Annotated in this window: 22 protein-coding genes; 9 read left to right on the forward strand and 13 right to left on the reverse strand. The window is 32.5% G+C overall.

Features of this window, described 5'->3' with window-relative positions:
• Window positions 1–264 precede the first annotated feature (264 nt).
• The 8 genes from WFZ85_RS14040 to WFZ85_RS14075 all read left to right on the forward strand — a co-directional run bounded on the left by WFZ85_RS14040 (window position 265) and on the right by WFZ85_RS14075 (window position 8797).
• Complete coding sequence (locus WFZ85_RS14040; RefSeq protein ID WP_342696919.1) at window positions 265–969, forward strand: DUF2064 domain-containing protein; 705 nt, start codon at window positions 265–267, stop codon at window positions 967–969.
• A gap of 39 nt (window positions 970–1008) precedes the next feature.
• Entirely contained in the window at window positions 1009–3984 is a 2976-nt protein-coding gene (locus tag WFZ85_RS14045; RefSeq protein WP_342696920.1) for a TonB-dependent receptor plug domain-containing protein, read from the forward strand.
• Window positions 3985–4142: 158 nt separating this feature from the next.
• A complete protein-coding gene (locus WFZ85_RS14050) occupies window positions 4143–5135 on the forward strand; it encodes a phosphotransferase (RefSeq protein ID WP_342696921.1) in 993 nt (330 codons plus the stop codon).
• Between the two features lie 3 nt (window positions 5136–5138).
• A complete protein-coding gene (locus WFZ85_RS14055; protein WP_342696922.1) occupies window positions 5139–6098 on the forward strand; it encodes a nucleoside hydrolase in 960 nt (319 codons plus the stop codon).
• A 129-nt stretch (window positions 6099–6227) separates the two neighbouring features.
• Window positions 6228–6827, forward strand: coding sequence for a carboxymuconolactone decarboxylase family protein (locus WFZ85_RS14060; protein WP_342696923.1), 600 nt, complete (start codon window positions 6228–6230; stop codon window positions 6825–6827).
• A 63-nt stretch (window positions 6828–6890) separates the two neighbouring features.
• Window positions 6891–7712: a helix-turn-helix domain-containing protein gene (locus WFZ85_RS14065; RefSeq protein WP_342696924.1), complete on the forward strand. Its 822-nt coding sequence runs from the start codon at window positions 6891–6893 to the stop codon at window positions 7710–7712.
• 105 nt (window positions 7713–7817) lie between these two features.
• Window positions 7818–8354: a carboxymuconolactone decarboxylase family protein gene (locus tag WFZ85_RS14070; protein WP_342696925.1), complete on the forward strand. Its 537-nt coding sequence runs from the start codon at window positions 7818–7820 to the stop codon at window positions 8352–8354.
• A gap of 44 nt (window positions 8355–8398) precedes the next feature.
• A complete protein-coding gene (locus WFZ85_RS14075) occupies window positions 8399–8797 on the forward strand; it encodes a hypothetical protein (protein ID WP_342696926.1) in 399 nt (132 codons plus the stop codon).
• A gap of 42 nt (window positions 8798–8839) precedes the next feature.
• On the opposite strand, the gene WFZ85_RS14080 is transcribed toward WFZ85_RS14075, so the two are convergent.
• The 12 genes from WFZ85_RS14080 to WFZ85_RS14135 form a co-directional block, all read right to left on the reverse strand.
• Window positions 8840–9523 carry a hypothetical protein gene (locus WFZ85_RS14080; RefSeq protein ID WP_342696927.1) on the reverse strand — a complete coding sequence of 228 codons (684 nt, stop codon included), beginning with the start codon at window positions 9521–9523 and terminating at the stop codon, window positions 8840–8842.
• A 60-nt stretch (window positions 9524–9583) separates the two neighbouring features.
• On the reverse strand, window positions 9584–9850 hold the full coding sequence (locus WFZ85_RS14085; protein WP_342696928.1) for a hypothetical protein: 267 nt from the start codon (window positions 9848–9850) through the stop codon (window positions 9584–9586).
• Window positions 9847–10398, reverse strand: coding sequence for an RNA polymerase sigma factor (locus WFZ85_RS14090; protein WP_342696929.1), 552 nt, complete (start codon window positions 10396–10398; stop codon window positions 9847–9849). Before WFZ85_RS14090 ends, WFZ85_RS14085 begins: the two co-directional genes overlap by 4 nt.
• Window positions 10391–11713 carry a polyprenol phosphomannose-dependent alpha 1,6 mannosyltransferase MptB gene (gene mptB, locus WFZ85_RS14095; protein WP_342696930.1) on the reverse strand — a complete coding sequence of 441 codons (1323 nt, stop codon included), beginning with the start codon at window positions 11711–11713 and terminating at the stop codon, window positions 10391–10393. The genes WFZ85_RS14090 and mptB overlap by 8 nt, the downstream gene beginning before the upstream one ends.
• A gap of 2 nt (window positions 11714–11715) precedes the next feature.
• The gene (locus WFZ85_RS14100; RefSeq protein ID WP_342696931.1) at window positions 11716–13197 is read right to left on the reverse strand and encodes a cellulose synthase family protein; all 1482 of its coding nucleotides are present in this window, start codon (window positions 13195–13197) and stop codon (window positions 11716–11718) included.
• A 1-nt stretch (window position 13198) separates the two neighbouring features.
• Complete coding sequence (locus tag WFZ85_RS14105) at window positions 13199–13888, reverse strand: glycosyltransferase family 2 protein (RefSeq protein WP_342696932.1); 690 nt, start codon at window positions 13886–13888, stop codon at window positions 13199–13201.
• Window positions 13888–14280, reverse strand: a complete 393-nt coding sequence (locus WFZ85_RS14110; RefSeq protein ID WP_342696933.1) for a toxin-antitoxin system YwqK family antitoxin — start codon at window positions 14278–14280, stop codon at window positions 13888–13890. Before WFZ85_RS14110 ends, WFZ85_RS14105 begins: the two co-directional genes overlap by 1 nt.
• Window positions 14281–14317: 37 nt before the next feature.
• The gene (locus tag WFZ85_RS14115; RefSeq protein ID WP_342696934.1) at window positions 14318–15907 is read right to left on the reverse strand and encodes a 4Fe-4S binding protein; all 1590 of its coding nucleotides are present in this window, start codon (window positions 15905–15907) and stop codon (window positions 14318–14320) included.
• On the reverse strand, window positions 15897–17213 hold the full coding sequence (locus WFZ85_RS14120; protein ID WP_342696935.1) for an NAD(P)/FAD-dependent oxidoreductase: 1317 nt from the start codon (window positions 17211–17213) through the stop codon (window positions 15897–15899). Before WFZ85_RS14120 ends, WFZ85_RS14115 begins: the two co-directional genes overlap by 11 nt.
• Window positions 17214–17253: 40 nt before the next feature.
• Window positions 17254–18132 carry a transporter family protein gene (locus WFZ85_RS14125; protein WP_342696936.1) on the reverse strand — a complete coding sequence of 293 codons (879 nt, stop codon included), beginning with the start codon at window positions 18130–18132 and terminating at the stop codon, window positions 17254–17256.
• Between the two features lie 21 nt (window positions 18133–18153).
• Entirely contained in the window at window positions 18154–18864 is a 711-nt protein-coding gene (locus tag WFZ85_RS14130; protein ID WP_342696937.1) for a DUF547 domain-containing protein, read from the reverse strand.
• A gap of 173 nt (window positions 18865–19037) precedes the next feature.
• Window positions 19038–19892, reverse strand: a complete 855-nt coding sequence (locus WFZ85_RS14135; protein ID WP_342696938.1) for a hypothetical protein — start codon at window positions 19890–19892, stop codon at window positions 19038–19040.
• 153 nt (window positions 19893–20045) lie between these two features.
• Here WFZ85_RS14135 and WFZ85_RS14140 point away from each other — a divergent pair, with 153 nt between their 5' ends.
• On the forward strand, window positions 20046–21302 hold the full coding sequence (locus tag WFZ85_RS14140) for a BamA/TamA family outer membrane protein (protein WP_342696939.1): 1257 nt from the start codon (window positions 20046–20048) through the stop codon (window positions 21300–21302).
• Window positions 21303–21463: 161 nt separating this feature from the next.
• Here the strand turns inward: WFZ85_RS14140 and WFZ85_RS14145 are convergent, their stop codons facing one another.
• Complete coding sequence (locus WFZ85_RS14145) at window positions 21464–22183, reverse strand: DM13 domain-containing protein (RefSeq protein WP_342696940.1); 720 nt, start codon at window positions 22181–22183, stop codon at window positions 21464–21466.
• Window positions 22184–22245 lie beyond the last annotated feature (62 nt).

Below are 22245 nucleotides of genomic sequence, written 5' to 3' on the forward strand. Positions count from 1 at the left end.
AAATAATTTTTTACTATATTTGACATAGATATTGGTTGTTTTGCGACTTCAAGATACTGCATTTCAGTATCTTGACCAATATCTAATCAATTTATTTTACTTCAAATAATTACACCCAACGGGTTAATAATACAATGATTTTTTTTAAATCATATTTAGTAAAGTTGATTTCTAATTATTTCTTAGCGATCTGTATAAAAATTAACTGTTTGCAAAGAAAAATATTTATTGTCAGGAAAGGAAATTAACTTCGTCTAAAATTTAATGAAATTAGAAAACGTAAATTACTCAAGAGTTGCAATAATCTTTTTCGCTCAAAGTGAATATAGAAAAATCATCACTAAACCTATTCTTTTTTGTAAGAGGAAAAATGTTGCTTTGTGGAGAAAAATGACTGAGCGTTCTTTTCTTGAAATAAAGAAAACTAAACTTCCTATTTTTATATATGATGAGACTTGTCAAAAGGGTAAAACTTTTGGCGATAAATTATCCACTGCTGTTAATTTTATTTTTGCTAATGGTTATGATAAAGTTGTCATTATCGGTAATTATTGTCCTAAATTAAGTCACAAGAATTTATTAAATGCAGCAACTAAATTGAAAACTAGAAATTCGGTTCTAGGGGCAGATTTTAATGGAGGTATTTATTTAATTGGTGTATTAAAAGCTACTTTAAATACTAAAGTTTTTTCATCTATTTCATGGCAAACCATTACTGTTTGTAGGGATTTAAAATTACTTTTCAATACCGAACGTTGTATAATTCTTCCTCGTTTGAGTGATTTTAACTGCACTTCGGATTTAAAAAATTTTTTAAAAAATCTAACTTTTTCTGCTAGTTTAAAAAACTTACTAATGTCATTAACTACCGAAATAAAAGCTACTAAAGACAATCTATTTTTTTTACAACATATGAATTTATTAATAGTAATTATAACAAAGGTTCACCTTAATTTTCAAGAATTTTAATTTATTACAAAAACTTTTTTTAACTAAACAATTCATCTAATGAAACAATTATTCATTTTCGGAATACTATTTTTAACTACAATTTCATACGCTCAGCAAGACCTAACAGTTACTGTTATAGATGTAGATACACAAAAACCAATTTCAAATCTTAGCGTTAAATTATTAAACAGCTCAATAAATTTATTATCAGAGCAAATTACAAATCAACAAGGAAAAACAACTTTTAGAAATTTAGCAACATTAGATGGCTACCAAGTATTATTTGAAAACTCACTTGATTATGCATCCGAAAACTCAGAAATATTTAGTATTCGATCTAATCAAAGCCCTAATATTACTTTAATCTTAAGTAAAATTGGCTCGCAATCATTGCAAGAAGTGCTAATTTCATCACGTTCTACCTCAAAAATTAACCGACGTGATGCCGAAGTTTCCTCTGAATTAAAAGCAGCAGAAATACAAGAGATTCCTGTAGAAGGAAGAGATATCACAAGAGTTTTATATCGATTACCAAACGTGACGCAAGCTACTGGATTTTATCCAGAATCACCAAATGTAAGTATCAATGGAGCAAATGGTTTATTTGCATCTTATCTAATAGATGGTATGGATAATAACGAACGTTTTCTAGGTGGTCAAAAATTTGCAATTCCATCAGGTTTTGTAAAAGATATTACCGTCCTAACGAGCAACTTTTCCGCAGAATATGGACTTACAGGAAGCGGTGTAGTTGATATTACGCCACGATCAGGTTCAAATGTGAGTACTGGTGAAGCTTTTTTCATTACAAGACCTGGTCCGACAATTGATGGCACATCTGATTTTGCGCAAAGAGACTTATCCGGCAATCAAGTCAAAGATGGTTTTGCTCGTTATCAAGCAGGTGCAGGAGTTGGAGGTGCATTTGTAAAAGATAAAACGTTCTACTACTTTAATTTTGAGCACACTACCGATGTAAAAGACAATTTGTTAAATGTTCCTGCTTTTGGTATAGCTGAAACCGTTAGAGGTCAGAATACTTTTAATTATTTTTCAGCAAAGATTGATCACAACTGGACCAAAAATTTTAGAAGTTCAGTAAGAGCAAATATTGGTTTGGTTGATATTGAAAGGCAAGGTGGCGGACTTGAAGGTGGTGTAGCTTTTCCCTCAGCAGCAAACACACAAAAGCGAAATAGTCTTTTATTAGCTGTTAAAAATTCGTATAATTTTGGGAAACTAAGTGGCGAAACCAATATTCAATTCAGTCGATTTAATTGGGATTATGCCAATCCGTTAAATCAAAACGGACCACAAGTAGTAGTTTTAGGAACCAATGATGAGACTTTAGCTATATTAGGTCATCCTGGTTTTTTGTTTAATACCATAGAAAATACGGTTCAAGTGCAACAAAAATTTAAATATTATTTAGATAACCACACCTTTAAAGGAGGTTTGAATTTTATTAGAGGCGACCACGAATTATTTGGAGGCGGAAATCCAAATGGAAATTATACTGTAAAATTAACCCAACCTCAAATAGACGCTATCAATCAAACTGGTTTAGGAAGTGGTTTAAATATCAATGATATTCCTTCCAATGCTACCGTAATGAATTATAATGTTGAATTACGACCTGCTTCTTTTGGGACAAATCAGGATATCTATTCAGCATATATTGAAGACTTATGGTCAGTAAACGAAAAGTTGAATATTACACTAGGTTTACGGTATGATTATGATAATTTATCAAAAGGAGGCAACTCAAAAGGAGATTATAATAACTTGGCGCCACGATTTAATTTTAATTACAAACTGACAAATAACAGTAGCATTCGCGGTGGCTATGGAATTGCTTATGATAAAATTAACTATGCGGTTTATAGCGATGCGCTACAACAGAATACAAAATCAGCGGATTATATAACTCAACTTCAAGAATTAGTCAATTTAGGAATTTTACCTGCTAATACTAATCTTGATGCTATTACTTTTAATGGAAATATTTCAGCGAATGTATCTGGAGTTAATTATTTACAAGGTCCAACAGGTGAAAGTTTACAAAATCAGCGGGAAGGTGCGTTTTCAAACGAAAGAAGGATTTTAAATCCAAATGGTTATGATAATCCTTATTCACATCAATTTGTATTGGGCTATCAATTACAAGCTGATGACAACAAATTATTTTATGTAGATTTGGTACACAACAGAGGTGAAAATCTATTTAGATTGCGTAATTTGAATGCAGCTGCTGAATATCCAATAGATCCCAACAATGTAATTATTAGAACGCAAGCCGAAGCTGATGCTACGCGTCCCATTCCGATAGTAAATGGTACTGCCACAATTAATGGAAATACAGTAACAGGTGTTGCTCGAAATGTTGTAATGAGCGAAACAGAAGGAAAGTCAAGGTATTATGCTTTGAGTTTGAATTATCAAAAAGCGAGAGGAAAGGATAATTATTCGTACCGCTTAAATTACACTTTATCGTCTTTAAAAAATGATACTGAAGATATTAATTTTAGAGCTATGGATGGTAATAATTATGGAAACGAATGGGGTTATTCTATCAATGATAGAACTCATAATATTAATGGAATTTATAGTTACTATCCTTTTAAAGGAACAACAATAACACTGGCAGGACTATTGCAAAGTGGCCAACCAATCAATAGAATTCCGATAGGATTTGGAACCACCGATTTGAATGGTGATGGTTCTGGTTTTAGTGATGCTTATCAAGGCAATAGTGATCGTTATCCTGGAGAAAGTAGAAACAATGATCGCTTGCCATGGAGTACTACTTTTGATATTGGTTTGCAACACCAATTTAAAATTTCAGGAAGCAATAGAATTGAAGTAAGAGCTGATGTATTTAATGTTTTTAATGCTGAAAATTTAAGTGGTTATAGTAATAATGCCACACAAAGTAATCAAATACAAGGCGGTTCTGCAGCGAGTGGTTTATTTACTCAAAGAAACGCATCACCACCAAGACAGTTTCAATTTGGTGTACGTTATTTGTTTTAAAAAAGACTATATCCAACAAGGTTAGTACCATCTTGTAGGACTTGTAAATTTGCGTTAGGGATTATAGTGGAAATCCTTTTGTCTCGTTTTTTGGAACGAGACAAAAGATTGCAACGGAAAGCCCGCCGCTTGCGGAACGCCCAAATAAAAATTAAAAAATGTTTATACTCAATGCAAACGAGCCAAATGAATTGGCAAATTATTTACAAGAGCATCAATGGCTTGGTTTAGATGAAACGGTAGTTAGTTTATCAAAACCCGGTGAAGGAAATATGAATTATGTGCTACGAGTTGATACGGGTAAGCGAACATTCATTGTAAAGCAATCTCGTGGTTATGTCGAAAAATATCCTCAAGTTGTTGCACCCGAAAAACGTGTTGTTACCGAAAGTGCTTTCTATGAAAAGATAGCTACCAAAATTAATGTTCAAAAATATATGCCACGATTGATTGGAATTGATGTTGAAAACAATGTAATGGTAATAGAAGATTTAGGCAACTCAAATGATTTTACTACTTTGTACGATTTGTATCATTTTTTGGAAGCAGATGAATTAAAGGAATTAGTAAACTATTTAAATGGTTTGCATCATTCGTTTCAGAAAACTATTCTTGATGACGAATTGGCAAATTTAGAATTGCGAAAACTCAATCACGAACATATTTTTCATTATCCCTTTATGGAAGCTAATGGTTTTGATTTGAATTCGGTTCAAGATGGTTTGCAGGAATTAGCTTTGCCTTATAAAAAAGATGCAACATTAAAGAAGCAAATTACGCTTTTAGGTTCGCTTTATATGTCGAAAGGAAAGTATCTTTTGCATGGTGATTATTATCCTGGTAGTTGGTTGAAAACAAGTGATGGAATAAAAATTATTGATCCTGAATTTTGTTATTATGGTTCGAGAGAATTTGATTTGGGCGTATTAATTGCTCATTTATATTTAACGCAACAAGATGAAAATTTGTTGTCGATTGTGGTCACTGAATATGATAGTTATACTGATTTGAATTTGGAAATTCTAAACGGTTTTATAGGTGTAGAAATTATGCGTCGATTGATTGGTTTGGCTCAATTACCACTTCAAATGGATTTAAAACAAAAAAAAGAGTTATTAGATTTTGCTCGAACTTTAATTTTAAAGAAGTAAGCTATGAAAAGAATATTGTTTTTTTTACTACTTCTTGTTAGTCAAGTTCAAGCACAAACTAAGGTTTGGTTTGACACTGATATTATGATTGGAATGCCAGACAAGGAAGCGCGAGAGGTAGATGATGGCATCACGCTAATTATGGCTTTAAAGCAACCCCAAATTGAAATAGTTGGCATTAGTAATATCACTTATGTAGATTATGGTTTTGATGTAATAGAAAAAATTTTAAAATGGCATAACAGAGGAAATCCCATACCGGTTTATAAAGGTTCTCCAAAAGCCGATGATTTGGGAACAGAAAATGACGGAACACGTGCATTATATGCTGCTCTAAAGAAAGAAAAACTAACTATTTTAGCATTAGGTCCAATGACCAATGTGGCTACTTTGGTAAAAAATCATCCCGATATTATTCCGCAAATTGAGCGTGTTGTGATTTGTGCCGCGAGAACGCCTGATTTACCATTTAATCCAGGTAATGGGAAGTTAAATGTATTTGATTATAATTATGAATTCGATACCGCTTCTATGGATGTTTTATTAAATTCTACTATTCCTCTAGAGTTTGCAGGTTATGAGCCAAGTTCCTATACTCATATTGGTAACATTGATTTGGCTTGTTTAGATATGACCAATGAAGCCGATAAATGGTTGTTTGACATTGTACAGCCTTGGATGGAATTGAACGAGAAGTATTTTGGTGTTCGTGGTTTTATCCCTTTTGATTGTTCTACTTTGGGACTAGTAACTCATCCTGAATATTTTACTTATTATGAAAATATACCAATTAAAGTGACGTATAAAAAGAATGATGCTTTAGTAATTCAACCTGATAAACCTTTTAAAAACTTCTTAGAGGTGTCTTATAAATTTAAAACTAAGAAAAAGGTCAAGTATGCTCGAAGAGCTTTGCAAGGTTTTGAAGAGAAGATTTTGGAGACATTGAGTGTAAACAAATAATTTATATAAACAGAAAAATAATTATTCATTTTATTACTGATTATATTACACAAAAGTTTGTCAATTCTTCTAAATAATTTATTTTATGTGCATAATTTGCTTTAATTTGATAATCTAAAATTAACATACATGTACAAACCATTAGTTGCACCTCTTGAAAATCCTGACGATATTGAGCTTCAAAAGTTAATTACCTTTTATAATGAAACGTTAGGATTTTGCCCTAATAGTGTTAAAACAATGTTTCGCAGACCTGCAATTGCCTATGCTTTTATCAATTTGAACAAGGCAGTTATGGAAAACAAAGGCAATGTAACCAGTGATTTAAAACGCTTTATTGGGTTTGTTTCAAGTCATCAAGCGGGTTGTCGTTATTGTCAAGCCCATACGATACGTGCGGCAGAGCGGTATGATGCTACACCGGAAAAGTTGGAAAATATTTGGGACTTTCAAACGCATTCGGCTTTCTCTGATGCAGAAAGAGTTGCTTTGGAGTTTGCTTTAAAAAGTTCCGCAATACCCAATAAGGTAGATGATGAGATTGCCACTAAAATGCGATTACACTGGACGGATGATGATATTGTAGAAATTTTGGGTGTTGTTGCATTATTTGGATTTTTAAACCGTTGGAATGATAGTATGGGAACACCCATTGAGGATGGAGCAAACGAAAGTGGTTTACTTTATTTAGAATCCAGAGGATGGGATGCAGGAAAGCATTCTTACTAATAGTTACTCTTGATTTACCATTATGCATTTCCTTAATTAATTTTTTATAGTATATTTTAAGTTATGATTTTCAAAGGACCATTAAATGAATATTTACTCATTAAAGAAATAAACAGCAATGGCTGTTATTTGCAAAACGAAACTTTTGAAAATTCATTAACTTTTTTATGGTTTGATAAAGAAAGTAATTTTATTTCCGTTGATGGTGTAGACTATACATTTCATAAAAACCAAATTGTTTGTTTAACAGAGTTGCACAAGATTGACATTACTAAAGTTAATAATGCTAAAATGATTCGATTTAATAGGTCGTTTTACTGTATTATTGATCACGATAAAGAAGTGGGTTGTAAAGGAATTTTGTTTTTTGGTGCTTCCCAATTGCCTATTATTAAAATTTCTGAAGAAGAATTAGAAAAATTTCAAATTATATGGCGAATGCTGGAAATTGAGTTGGAGTCTAATGATCATTTGCAACTCGAAATGTTACAATCCATGATTAAGCGTTTTGTTATCTTGTGTACAAGAATTTATAAAAATCAAGAAAATTATAGCAAAATTGAACATCATAGTGTTGATATTATTCGAGAATTTAATTTTTTAGTTGAAAACCACTTTAAAACAAAACATACTGTTGCAGAATATGCCGATTTATTAAATAAATCGCCGAAAACACTGTCTAATTTGTTTTCAAAACTGTCCAGTAAACCACCCCTGCAATATATTCAAGACAGAAAAATGCTGGAAGCAAAAAGACTCTTAAAATATACAGACAAAAGCATTAAAGAAATCGCTTTTGAAATAGGATTTGAAGACATACAAACGTTTAGTCGTTTTTTTAAGAATTATCAAGGCATTTCGCCTACCGATTTTAAAGTAAAATAGAGCGAGGGAAAAATTGCTACTATATCGGGCAAAGTTACCTAACTATGCCCTTTTTTATTGCCACATCTTTGCATTGTTAAAGTAATAATCATAAAATTTTAAACAATGACAAAATTTTCAGTTCCCACCCGAGGAGAAGTTTCGGAAAATAATCAAGCAATATTTGATAATCTTAAAAGCAGTTTAGGTTTCGTTCCTAACTTGTATGCTTACTACGCAAAAAATGAAACCGCATTGGGTGATTATTTGACTTTTCAAAACCGAAAGTCGACATTAAAATCAAAAGAAAGAGAAGTCATCAATTTGGTAACAAGTCAAATCAACGGATGTCGTTATTGCCAATCGGCACATACCTTAATTGGTAAAATGAATGGCTTTGAAGACGAGCAAGTGCTTGAAATTCGTCAAGGTTTTGCTTCATTTGATACCAAAATAGATGCGTTAGCAAAATTCACAAAAGCGGTTGTTGAAGGGAAAGGGAACGTAAGTCAAGATGCTAAAAATAATTTCTTTGCAGCCGGTTATAGCGAAGCAAATTTGATTGACGTGGTAATTGTTATTGGTGATAAAGTAATCAGTAACTACATTCACAATCTTGCCGGTTTTGAAATTGACTTTCCACTTGCACCGGAGCTTTCTTAATCTTTAACTATTCAATAATTAATATCACTTAAAATTAAATCAAAATGAAAAAACAATTTTTAACTTTCGTATTAGTAGCCGTTGCTACCTTATTTTCTTCCAACATTTCTTTTGCTCAATCAAAAGAACAGAAAGTAACCATAATTGACTTGTCGCAAACAACGAATGAGTTCAATGTTAAGGGCTTACAATTAAAACCTGGTAAATATCAGTTTAAAGTAACTAATTTAGATGTCAACAAAGAGTTAGGCTTTGTCATTCAAAAGGCTTCAGACAAAGACAAGGATGTAATGAAAACGGCTGTAGAAAACTCTTTTACTACTGCTTTAATCAAAAAAGGAGATACACAACTTACTGGAGTTGTAGAGTTAAAAGAGGGTGAATATTTTTACTCTTGTCCTTTAAATCCTACGCCGCATTATACTATTAGTGTGAAGAAGTAATTTCAATTTGTTTAAAAAAACAGCGTAATAAAAAGAGATTTTCTATATCGGAGAATCTCTTTTTGCGTTGATTCTTTTTTTGTAATTAACCACTAATTTATAACATTGCATTAGTGTTAAACCAAAAAACAACACTGCAAAAATACTATTGAAATAAGCATTAATTTTGAAATCACTTTGTTGAATAAAAAAGTGTGAAGTGTATGCAAATACTAACATTCCTGTAAAAGTGCCTACTAAAACACCAACTATAAAAATGGAGTTGTTGTGCTTGTTCGGATTTAATTTTTTTGTTCTGAATAAATAGATAAAGATGCCTGCCCAATACGGCCATTGAATAAAATTCAAGACATTAAGGAACAAACCCAATAAAAAAGGATAACCAGATAGGGGAAATTGCGAAAGTGAAGATGACGCTACATTGTAATTTGTAAAGAAATAATAGCTCAGTAAAGCAAAAAACAAAACGGTAAAAACGTCAATGAACAATAGTAAGTTTTTTTGTTTCACCAACCATTTGGCACCGATGCTCACTGATTTTAACATAAAAAATTGAATAAAAACAATACCGAACACAAATAATACATGACTAATGATTCCCTGTTCAAGTAAGATTTGTAGTCCAACCACATTAATATAACCCAAGGGTAAGGAACCTAAAAGACTAATGAAAAAGCCAAGTAATATTGGATTCGTTTTTGGGAAATAAGTATCCAATGATTTCATTTTGTGAGCGGTTGAGTGAGACGGTTTTTGTTTTTTCAGTAGCTTACATCTTTTTCACTACTATTTGAAATTGCTTTTTAATGAAGTAATGATTGCTGCTTTTTTTTCTTCGGATAAAACAATTGTATCTTGATTTGAGGTAGAAAGTGAATTTTCAATTATATCGTTTTGGTATTGATAATTATGACACGCTTTGCAAATCAATTTGTGGTATTCCAGTATCAACTGTTCTTTTTTAGAGCGTTCCGCCGGATTAGTACTGATAATGGCAGATACTCTCTTACAAGAATACAATAGATAAGGTAAAAATTTTCTAAAGTGTATCATTTTGACTCCACGCATTTCTTTAATAACAACTTGGCTCTGTGAATAATCTGCCAATAATTGGACGTAGTGATTCCTAATTCCTGACAAATGACTTCCGTTTTTTGATTGGAAAAGTATTTATAACTGATGGCTAAATTCCATTTTTCAGGTAAATTGGAAATACATTCTTTTAATTTACTTTCTATTCTTTCAACGCTACTTTTATCATTTCCGTTCCATATTTTTTCATCTAGTTCATTCAGCCAAAAATTTTCATTGTCGAACATCGTATTGGTCAAGGTGATTCCGTTCTTTTCAATGGAAGTGAATTTTGTGGAATAATTGGCTCGATGATGGTCAATAATTTTATTATTTAAAATAGCAATTAGCCAGGTTTTTGGCGAACTTCTATTTTCAAATTGATTGATTTTTTTCAACGCAATGATAAATGTTTCTTGAACCAAATCCTCCGCAATTTCTTTGGAATTTGTTTTATGGAAAGCCCAATTATAGAGTACATCACCATATAAATGAACCCATTTTTCCACTATTTTTACGTGATCATCCATTGCTGATAATTTTTTTTGGTGCGATTAATTCGTAAAAAAGAATAGTAAAAACCAGCCCATATTCAATCAAAAGTAAAATATAATTTTCTTTAAATGGTGTATTTGAATAGGCAAAATAACTCAAAATAACCAAGTACGACCAACTAATAGGAAATTTAAATCGCGTAAAGAGTGACAAAAACACAACGTTAATGATGTACCAAGGATGCACGGTGGTTGATATGAAAAAGTAAATGGAGAGAGCAAAAAGTGCGTTTGAAAAAAGGTGTATCGCAGATTTATTTTTTTTAAATATAGCAAAGTATAAAAAGACAAGTAAGGTTACAAAGGGTGTAAACTTTCCGATGGTTTGAATGATGTTGTAGCCTTTCACATAAAAGCCTATCTCACGAATAATATAGTAAATACTGGCGTTAAACTCAAAATTGGTAAACCAAAGTCCAATAGTTTTAGAATAATTTGAAACTAATTCTGGGGAATAAAAAGGCAGAAAAGTTAACAATGCGATACTCAATACAACACTGTAAAAGTAGCTACTTTTTTTAAGACCAAGTTGGTGAAAAAAAAATGGGAGCAGTAATAAGGTGAGTAATTTTGTGGATATGGAAAGAGCAATGAATAATGCTGCAACGACAATTTTTTCTTTGAAGAAAAAGTATATTCCAACCGTAAAAAGGAAAAGCATTACGCCTTCAAAATGAAGGTTTCCGGTGAGTTCAATAATCACTAACGGATTTAAAAAATACAGCAAAATTTTCTTCGGATTTTGATTAAGATACCGCAAAATTTTTCTACCGTAATGATAGATTCCAATGTCCGATACTAAAATGATAAGTTTTAGAATCAAAGCATTATAAAAGATAGAAGTAGGACTTACATAACTTGAGATTCCAAAAATAAGCTGATTAATTGGCGGATAATTGGAATAATGTGCAGCACTTAATGTTCCCATTTTATTGTACAATTCTTGAGCATTTGATAAAGAAGTACTGTTGATGATTTGATCAGGTGTATTCAAATACGGATTAAATCCTTGACTCACTAAATTACCATCCCATATAAAACGATAAAAATCTTGTGACCAAAAGGGTATCCCAAATATAAAAAGCGCTCTAAAAAAAATCCCTAAATAAAAAAGCTGTTTTTCGGTAATCGATTCATTTTTACAGAGTGCAATAAAACTAAAAAAGGCTACACTATAGCATCCAAATAAGGCAATAAAATTTTCTCTAGGGAAGAAATAAGCGATGGCTAAGTAAGCTATTATTGAAGCAATACTTGCAAAAGAATACACATATTTGGATATATAATTCAAGGTTAGGTACTTTTAAACGAATTAAAAAACACATAACTAAATCCGAAAAAGAGCATTAAGTGAAACGGGTATAATGCAAAATCATTGAAATGATATCCGGCAATTAAACCAAATAAAAAGTAAAGCATTAGTAAACCTTCAAAAATGGTATATTTTGATATTTTTTTTGAAATATAACTGTTTTCTTTCCACTTTTCTTTTAATGCTTCTATGTTGAGTTTTGGCGTTCTGATGAACTCACTTTTCTTGCCAAATAGTCCTTCCAAAACAGCAATTGAGTTTTGAAAAGAAAATCCCATCGCAATACTGTAAAACGTAAAAAAGAGGCCTGTGTATTTCGAAAAATTTACAAAACCTTTGCCTTCAATAACTTTATAGGTATTCCAGTAACAGATAAAGAATATGATTGAAGTGACAATGAAAAAGACCATGATGTCAAAATATAAACTTATATGACTGTACTGATTTTTAATAAATAAAACCGGAATACTCAAAACGGCCATTGTAAATATACACAAAAACATGGAGCTGTTGAGCAAGTGCAGTAATCCGTGTAGTTTTGTTTTTAAAGGAATGGAAGTAGAGCCCATTACGCGGTGTTTCATTTTAACAAAGTTCTCCGCTCCGCCTTTATTCCATCGAAATTGTTGGGAGCGAGCAGCACTTAAAATGGCGGGCAATTCAGCCGGTGTGAGCACATCTTCCAGAAAAATGAATTCCCATTTCTTTAATTGTGCCCGGTAGCTTAGATCCAAATCTTCGGTTAAGGTATCGCTTTCCCAATTACCGGCATCGAGTATGCATTTTTTTCTCCATATACCAGCTGTTCCATTAAAATTTATAAAGTGCAGTTTAGAATTTCTGCCCACTTGTTCCAACGTAAAATGTGCATCCAACGCAAAAGCTTGAATTTTAGTCAGGATTGAATATTTTTTGTTAAGATGACCCCATCGAGTTTGAACTACGCCAATTTTATCATTTTTAAAATAAGGAACCGTTTTCAAAAGCCAATCTTTTTCTGGTAAAAAGTCGGCGTCAAAAATGGCAATGAATTCTCCTTTTGCTAGCATTAATCCTTCTTTTAATGCACCGGCTTTAAACCCAACTCTATTGGTGCGGGTGATATGTTTGATATCAATACCGGTTTGTGCAATTTGATTTATCAATTTTGATGTTTGTAAAACACTGTCATCGGTACTATCGTCTAAAACTTGTATTTCCAGTTTATCAGATGGATATTGTAATTTTGAAACTTGAATTAGCAACCTTTCCACCACATATTTTTCATTAAAAATAGGCAGTTGAATGGTGATATGCGGTATTTCGTTTGGATTTGTAAAATCGAATTGCTCATGTTTTTTCCTTGTTTTTTTACTTTTCAAGTAATTAAAAAGCAAGTTAAGCTGTGCCAAACCATACAAGAATATTAATAAAATGGCAATGCTGTAAATAATTAATATTATATAAGAAAGTGTGCTGATCATCTTATTTGAATGCGTATTTGAAAATCCAACCTATTATTTTTATTCCTGCCATGAGGGTTCCTTTGACTGTACCCGAAACTTTTGAAGTACCAATTCTGTTTTTGTAACGAACAGGAATTTCTACATAACTCATTTTTTGTTTAAGTACTTTTAATTGCATTTCTACTGTCCAACCATAGGTTTTGTCCTCCATTTTTAGTTGCACCAATTTATGGTATATTATGGCTCTAAATGGACCTAAGTCTGTAAATTTTGCATAAAAAAATAGTTTCATTAAAAAACAAGCCAGCCAATTACCAAAAATTTGTTGAGGTGTCATGGCTCCATTTTCACGTAACTGTTTTACTCTGGCTCCAATTACGAAATCAATCTTATGGTTAATTATGGGTTCAATTAAATGCGATAATTCTTCGGGATAATCGGAATAATCACCATCTAAAAAAACAATTATGTCCGGTTTTATCTCCAGCTGTTCGATGTATTCCAGGCCTTTTAAACAGGCGTAACCATATCCTTTTCGACGTTCTGAAAGTACTGTAGCACCGGCTTTTTTGGCAACTTCTTCCGTTTTATCAGTTGAATTGTTGCTAATTACAATGATTTCCTCAACAAAAGCAGGAATTTCTACAATTACTTTAGCAATTGCATTTTCTTCATTGAAAGCCGGAATGATTACTTTAATTCTATTCACTAAAAGTCTATATTATCTTTTTTAAATTCATTTAAATCGGTCCACGTTTTTACTTTTTTTCCATTGGCGTATTTTTCTGCTTTTGAAATTTTTCCTTTGGAATACACTATCGTTAATCCGTTCAATTCATTGTTTTTGTGTTCACATTTTTTTACAATGGTTCCCTTTTTATCATAATATATCCACCATTTCGTTTTTTGATTGTTACTATAATGACCTTCTTCTTTTTTGTTTCCGTTTTCATAATAGTAAAACCAATAATCTGTTTTTTCACCATTCAATATCCAGCCTTCTGCCTTCATTTTGCCGTTTTCAAAATACAATTTGACATACTCTTTTTCGGTAAAAGAAGTGAGTAAAAGCACTAAAATAAGCAGTTGCATTTGTTTCATTTCAATTGTTTCGAATCTATCCTTGCCAACATTGACTTTATTTTTGATTAATCAAATCAAGTAAATTCACATCATTTCCAAGTAAAATGTCATTTGAATTGATTCTTCCTTTTTCGGATGCATTTTCTAATTTTAAAACGCCACGTGGACAAACGGCTGCACAGATTCCGCACCCAACGCACGATGAACGTACGATATTTTCGCCTTTTTGTGCATAAGCTCTTACGTCAATTCCCATTTCACAATACGTTGAACAATTTCCACAAGAAATACATTGTCCGCCATTGGTAGTAATTCTAAATTTTGAAAACAATCTTTGTTGAAATCCTAAAATGGCTGCCATCGGGCAACCAAATCGACACCAAGAACGACTACCTAAAATAGGATAGAAACCGGTTCCAATAACACCCGAAAAAATAGAGCCTATGTACAAACCATAAGCGGAACGCAGCGTGCTTCCTTGAATAAAAAACACTTCTTGGGTAGTTCCTGTAAAATGAAGTACTAACAAAAGTAGGATTACTAGAAAAAATCCAATAGCACCTATTTTTGCATCTTTGCCAAGTTCTTTTCCTTTAAAATAAAGTACAAAACCAAAAATAACACTTAAAAAAGCAATAACAGCAATGATGAATACTTCACGCGTTAACCAAAAATTAGTACTATCATAACCTAAATAGGTATAAACCATGGCCACAGTCATCACCACAGAAAAAACTAAAACGATATGAACCAACCATCGTTCTAATTTCCAAGCCGATAATTTCTTTGATGAAAGTTGACGAAAGGAATCACCGGCAGTTTCGGCTAATCCACCACAGCCACAAACCCAAGAACAATACCAGCGTTTGCCGTATTTATAAGTTAAAATGGGAGAAATTACAAAAATAGATAATATTCCAAACAGAATAAGTGCTAAACCCACAGTCCCGTTAGATAAAAATCCAGTAACAGACCACTCGTCAAAAATATAGTAATTGAGTGGCCACAAGGATTTTAAATCATAGTAAGGCAAATCATTATTCATTACGTACATAAATTCTGGAATCAGAAAAGCAAAACCCAGCTGAAAAAACATGACTGAAAGGGTACGAACTTGTTGGTAATGGTTATGCTTGTATTTTAAAATAAACTTGTAACCAAATATTAAAATAGCAACGGTATAAAGTGTTCCATATACAAACCATTGACTGGCATTTCTTCCGCTTAATAATTGGCTTAACGGATCAAACAAACTAATGAGGCCCGAATTTGGATTGCCATTTTCACCTAAACCTAAATACGTTGGAAAGAAATAAAGTACTATGTAAAATGTGGTAATTATCATTCCAACAATCCAACCCCAAAGACCTCGAGAAGAAATGGACTTAAACCAAACGCCATCATTTTTTATACCTTCTAACTTAGTCAAATAAGCATCTCTAGAATAAATAACTGTTCCGACACTTATGGTTACTAATGATAAACTTAAAAAAACAGCTCTATTTGGAAAATTAACATTTAAAAATGCCAACACCATGATAAATAGACCTATAATTCCAATAGCTAGCGCTACTTTTTGTTTTGTTGAAATATCGGTAGCATCTGGTTTTGCCAACGACATACTATGATTTATTTTAGTACTCATTTTCTACAATTTGAAGTTGATGTTTAAATGCTGCTAAAATTTGATTTTCATAATGTTTATAAAATTCGGGATCAAAATTAGCTTCTGATAAATGCTTCATTACATAATCTATTTCTTGTTGCTCCGTAAGCCATTTGTCAAACGTTTCGTGTCGCATACGAATTCCAAAAGTGTTGATGCCTAAAAACTTCTTTGTTTCTTTATGATAGGCAACCGTGATACATTTGGTATCATCTTTGTGTTTCCAATGAAAATGCTCTTCAAATTGGGATTTCATTTTTTCACTAAAAACCCAACCATACGTTTGGTATTCAATAGCAAAAAATTTAGCAGAATTAAACCAATGTCCGGGATTATATTGCATAGGATTTCCGCAAATAGTTTGTGCTAAAGTTTCCCCCATCATCCTTCCTGTGTACCAAACCGCTTCAATAGTTCGCCTGTTCCCGATGGCTTCATGCTGTTCGGCACAATCACCAATAGCATAAACATCTTTGATGTTGGTTTCTAAAAAACGATTTACTTTCACACCCCGTCCCAATTCAATTTTAGAAGATTTTAAAAAATCAATATTAGGAGATACACCCGCTGTTAAACCTACTACATTACAAGCAATTTCTTCACCAGTATCCTCGATTGTAACCGATTTTACAAAACCGTTTTCATCTGCATTTATGGATTTTAAATTGGTTGACAAACGCAAATCAATGTGATGGTTTTTGATATGACGATTAATCATTGCACTTTCACCTTGTGGCAAAACACCATTCCAAAAACTATCTTCACGAACTAAAAATGTCACAGGAATATTTCTGGAATGTAACATTTCCGCTAATTCAATACCAATCAATCCACCGCCTACGATTACCGCTCTTTTACAAATTTGATTGTTGGGAGCATATTTCTCTAGGTTTTCTAAATCTTGTTTGTGATACATCCCCATTACGCCTTTCAAATCTTGACCTGGCCAACCAAATTTACTGGGTTTTGATCCTGTTGCGATGACAAGTTTATCATATTTTAAAACTTCCCCTGAAGAAAAAATGACAAGTTTAATATCCGTATCTACATTTTCTACAAAAGCTTTTTTTAGATCAATACGATTTTTTTTCCAAAACCAATTTTCATAAGGTTGCGTATGTTCAAACTTCATGTGTCCCATGAAAACATACATCAAAGCTGTTCTTGAAAAAAAGTAATCTGATTCTGATGAAATGATTGTAATCTTTTTTTCTGATTGCTTTCTAATATGCCTTGCTAGAGTAACTCCCGATATACCATTGCCTATTATTACAACATGCTCCATTTTGATCTTATTTAAACTTAAAAGAGGAATTTAGATTTCTTTAAAAAATGGCTCTTAGCCCTAAATTAAATGATTGACCCAGTCCACTATCACTGCCTCTCACAAATTTACTATATAAAACTTCTACATTTAATGTTTTAGTGAGTTGGTATTTTGAACCGGCTCCTAAAGCAGAATAATTTTGTTCAAACTCATTCCCTAAGTCTACCAATTGAGCATGTTGAATAAAACCCAAAACTGTGAATTTTGATGTTGGGAAATAACTCAGGAAAACACCAGGAGCCAATTCAATGCTATTGTTTGCAAAACCTTCGTCTTTGTTGCCCAAAAATAAACGGGTTCCAAATTCAGAGAATAATTGAAATTTATTGCCTGGGAAAGTGTAATCATAAAAAAAGCGGTTTTGCCAAATAAAACTTTTTTGTGCCAAGAAACCGTTTTCATCACTCTCTTTGTCAAAAACCGGAATGAAAAATGAACTTTGAATAGAAAATCTAGGAAGCGAATTAAAAGGAGCTATTTTAACTGACGGAGCAATATGACCTAACCCACTTCTTGCTTCACCTGTTTCATTTTTAAAAGAGAAGACACTACCCGCACTTTTGTCCGCGAAAGAGTTTGAACGATACTCCACAATTAAACCAACATTAAATTTCTTGTTGTTACTGGCTCCAGTGAAGACTTCAACAGATGTTGTAAAAAAAGTAGATCTCGGTACTTCAAATGTTTCGCCATTTCTGTCTTCTTTGGTTTGTGTGTATAAATTATTAAACCATTTGATGTCCCATTTTCCTTTTTCTAACAGTTTTGAAGGAGTATAGGTTTGAATATTGGATTGTTCCGTTTCTTCAATTTCTTGTGAAAATGAGAATTGAACCAATAAAATACTAACTAGTATTGATAATTTTAGTGATTTCATACGCAACATGTTTGTTCTACATTAATGTTTATTTAAGCTCCAATCGTAGGTGTAAAAAGCTACTTTAAAATTGGCAGGAATTGGCTCTGATTTGTATTTATTTAAAAAATCGATATACGAACTTTTAGTGGATATGAAATCTTCTTTGTACCATTCGAATATTTGGGATATTTCCACTTTTTTGCTTTTTACATTGACTTTGATAAAATCCGGATTATTGATAGCCAATTTGGTTTGTTGTTCCAATTGGTGTTCTAAATTTTCAGGAGTGTAAGCAAAGTTTGTTATCGGTGGACAACCATTTGCTCCACACACCAACACAAAATGAATTCTAGCATCTTTGTATTTTTCCCGAATCATTTTATTTTCAATATCATTTAGCGTTAGTTTGGTACCTGCAACGGTATATTTTGTTTTGTCAAAAACACCGGTTATATCCATTGGCGATTTTATAGGATATTTTTCTACAATGGCATTAATCATCACGATGTTGTAAGCATTAATAAAAAATGCTTTATTGACTTTTGGGTCATTGGATAGACTGAATGTTGCAATTTGTTTAACTAAATCTTCCAGTGTTTTAGGGTCTTTTTTAATAGCCTCATAATTTACTTTTTTAGCTTGCACATATTTTTTCAGGAAAATGTCTGTGTTTGAATAAAAAGAAGTTTCTTGAGCAATTGATGTAGTACTATAAAACAGCACTACTACTAAAAATAATAATTTTTTCATTTTAATTTATGCTATAGGTTAAGGTTAAATATAGTTAGATTGGATTTCAAAAGTATACTAGTCAAAAGGATAGTTTTGTCAGATTCTTGCACAACTCTTTAATTAGTAAGATGGAGGCTTTGTTTAAACCTCCATCTTATTTAAAATTATACTTCTTTTAAAGAACAGTACTATTACCTTGAAACCGTTCCTGTTGGAAAAGATAGTAAACTTCTTTCCATATTTATGGTTGTACCCGTTACAGCCGGATTTGCAACATTATGTGATAATGGTTTTAGTGTAAACGGCATTGGCGAATTATCGGGGAATGGCTCAACCGAAATCACTAAAGTGGCACCGCTCAAATTTGCCGGAAAGGTCAATCCTGCCGGAGCATTCACTAAAAAGTCTTCACCCGGAAATGGAGGAGAAGGCATCATACCTGAATAGATGGCTGACATATCAGGGCCATTCGGATTTGTAAATGCACCTGTACTTAATACGGTACCATTGCTCACTACCCAGCCCTCATACTTCCAACCGGCATCTAATGTTGGTAAATTTAACCCTACACTTGGTCCGTTTCCATCCATAAACCAAACTCCTGCGTTTGGGTTTGCGTTACCGTTTGTTGGCGTGCCAAGTAGATATTTTCCGGTTGACGTACTAAAATTACCAATTATTCCGGTAGAAACAGAGGCTGTTGACCCACTGAATGAACCGGCAAGGTATTTAGTGTTTGAAGGAGCAGGGTCAGGGTCATTCGTTGGTTCAATACTAAGCACGAAATCGGTAGCGTTGTTAAGTTGAGCTCTGTCAACGTCAAACTGTGTTTTGGATAGAGCACCAGCATTATTAACTGTAAATGTTCCTGTGGTAACCGGTGTTCCATTGACCACAATCCAACCTTCATAAACAAAATTTGGTCCTAGGTTTTCCAAACCACTAAGGTTTAAATTTAAAGAAGCAGTTGAAGCTGCATCATCATCAGAACTACACGAAATGGTGAGAGCAGTCAACAAGACAAGGGGGAAAAAATTTTTTTTCATAGCAATTTTTTTAAGTGTTAAGATGTAATTTTATATCAAAACAAAATTTCATTTTTTCATTGACTCATCCATTTACTATTTTTCCTTATTAGTTGACAATTTTACTAAAAGCGTTAAACGTTTGAAGATTTCTGTAGATATTTGTGAAAAAACATGAAAAACAGCCTTTTTATCCTCTTTTTTTCAATTAGTAACTTGATGTCTCAAGAAAACAGCGTTGGAGACATCTCTTGGGAAGGAGTTAAAAAAATGAATATCAAATTCATGACCGAATTTATCGAAACAAGAGTAGCAGAACCTTTAGACTCTTTAAAATTACATAGGGATGTTGCGGCACTAACTAGGTTAAATGGTGTTTCTAATGTCACTTATAAAGTTACTAAGAATAAAGTCAATAACTACAGCGTTACATTTACGGTAATTGAGAATTGGAGTATTTTACCCAATTTGCAACTTTGGACTACTGACGAAGCAGAAGCCGCATATAGAGTCGGACTTTTTGATTATAATTTTTTGGGAAGAAATAACACTGTTGGAGGATATTTTCAATCGAATGGTATTCCTTCTTATGGATTATTTTTCTCGGCACCTTTTCTATTTTCTGCTAATTTTGGTCTTGAAAGTAGTTTTCAAAAATTGGCTAGTTTTGAGCCCATTTTTATCACTGATTTGCCATCAAGGTATGAATATACAAATACAGGTGTTGAAGTTTTAGGTGTGTATAGATTAAATTATAGAAATTCATTAAAATTGGGAGCAAATTTTTTTTCTGAAGAATATCAATACCGTTCAGGTCCAACAGATGTTAATGTACCGCAATTTCTAGAAGTTGATAAAGTGATGATAAAGTCCAATTATATATTCGATAATTTAAAATACGATTTTTATTTAGTTAACGGATTTCGTAATAATTTCTTTGGTCAATATGTTTTTAGTTCCAATGCCTTTCAAAATGAATTTATTATCGCTTGGAATGACTTGTCTTATTTTAAACGAGTGGGCAAAACAGGTAATTGGGCGAGTAGATTGCGCTTGGGATTGTCATCTAATGACTCTAATCCGTTCGCTCCGTTTTCTTTAGACAATAATTTAAACATTCGCGGTGTGGGTAATATTATTGATCGCGGAACCGGAGTGTTGGTTTTTAACACGGAGTACCGAACAACGATTTATGAAAAAAATTGGTTTGTTTTACAAGGTAATGCCTTTATAGATTCCGGTAGTTGGCGCCAACCTGGCGGAAATTTCAATGATTTTATAGATTCAGAAAATTTTAGAATTTATTCTGGAATTGGGTTGCGATTTATACATAAAACCATTTTTAATGCCACATTTAGAATTGATTATGGATATGGAATAACAAGAAATTCTTCAAGCGGAATTGTATTTGGTATAGGACAATATTTTTAAACAGTATCGTCTTTAAATGATTTAATTCAATTTTTAAATTTGATGTTATTTTTTAATTAAAGCTAAAGTTAATAAAGAGCAATGTAATAAAATAAAAAAAAAGCGGTGAAAGAACACCGCATTTTAAAATCAATCTAAAACAATAAAACAAACAAAATTCATCAATTCAAACTAATCTTTTTAGTATACGTTTTATTATTGACATCAATCAAATGAAGAAAATAAATACCGCTCTCTAAGTTTGTTAAATCGAAACTTGTTTTGGATTGGATAGGTTCATTTATTTCAACTACTTTTTGACCTAATGCTGAATAGATTTGGAATGATTTTATTTCGGTAAATTCATCAAAATCAATTGAGATAGTACCTTTTGAAGGATTAGGATAGACTTTAAAATTCGAGGCAAAAATGGATTCGTTAGATAATGTAGCACAATTAGAGCTTGTAAATGGCATAAAACTTCCAAAGTCCCAAAAAGCGTTAAACTGCTGACAGTAAAAATAAATCGTATTGAAATTCGAGATTGTTACTCCGTTAGGGATCGTTTGTGTAAAACTTGCTGCACCATTTCCGTTGACAAGTCCCATTTCGACTCTAGGTCGTGATAAAAAATTATTGGTCATTCGCAACTGAGCATTTGTCAGCGTTCCTCTGTCAACTAAAAATACCCTTACATCCGGACCGGAAGCTGTGGAAAAATTACTGCCTAAATTTACAGTAATGGTATTGTTATCATTGAGTACAACCGAAACCATTCCTGAAACATTATAACTTGGAATACTTGGATTGTTTCCAAATCCTGTTCCGTTAGCGGTGCATTGTGCCTTTCCCATAGCAAAGGAAAGTAAGCCAAAAACACAAAGTAAAATTTTCTTTTTCATAGCAATTGATTTTTAACAAAGTTCAAAAAATCAATTGATTATGATTATACTATTTTTCCTGA

Origin of the sequence: Flavobacterium aureirubrum (genome assembly GCF_038739835.1) — a bacterium.
Taxonomy (GTDB): Bacteria; Bacteroidota; Bacteroidia; order Flavobacteriales; family Flavobacteriaceae; genus Flavobacterium; species Flavobacterium aureirubrum.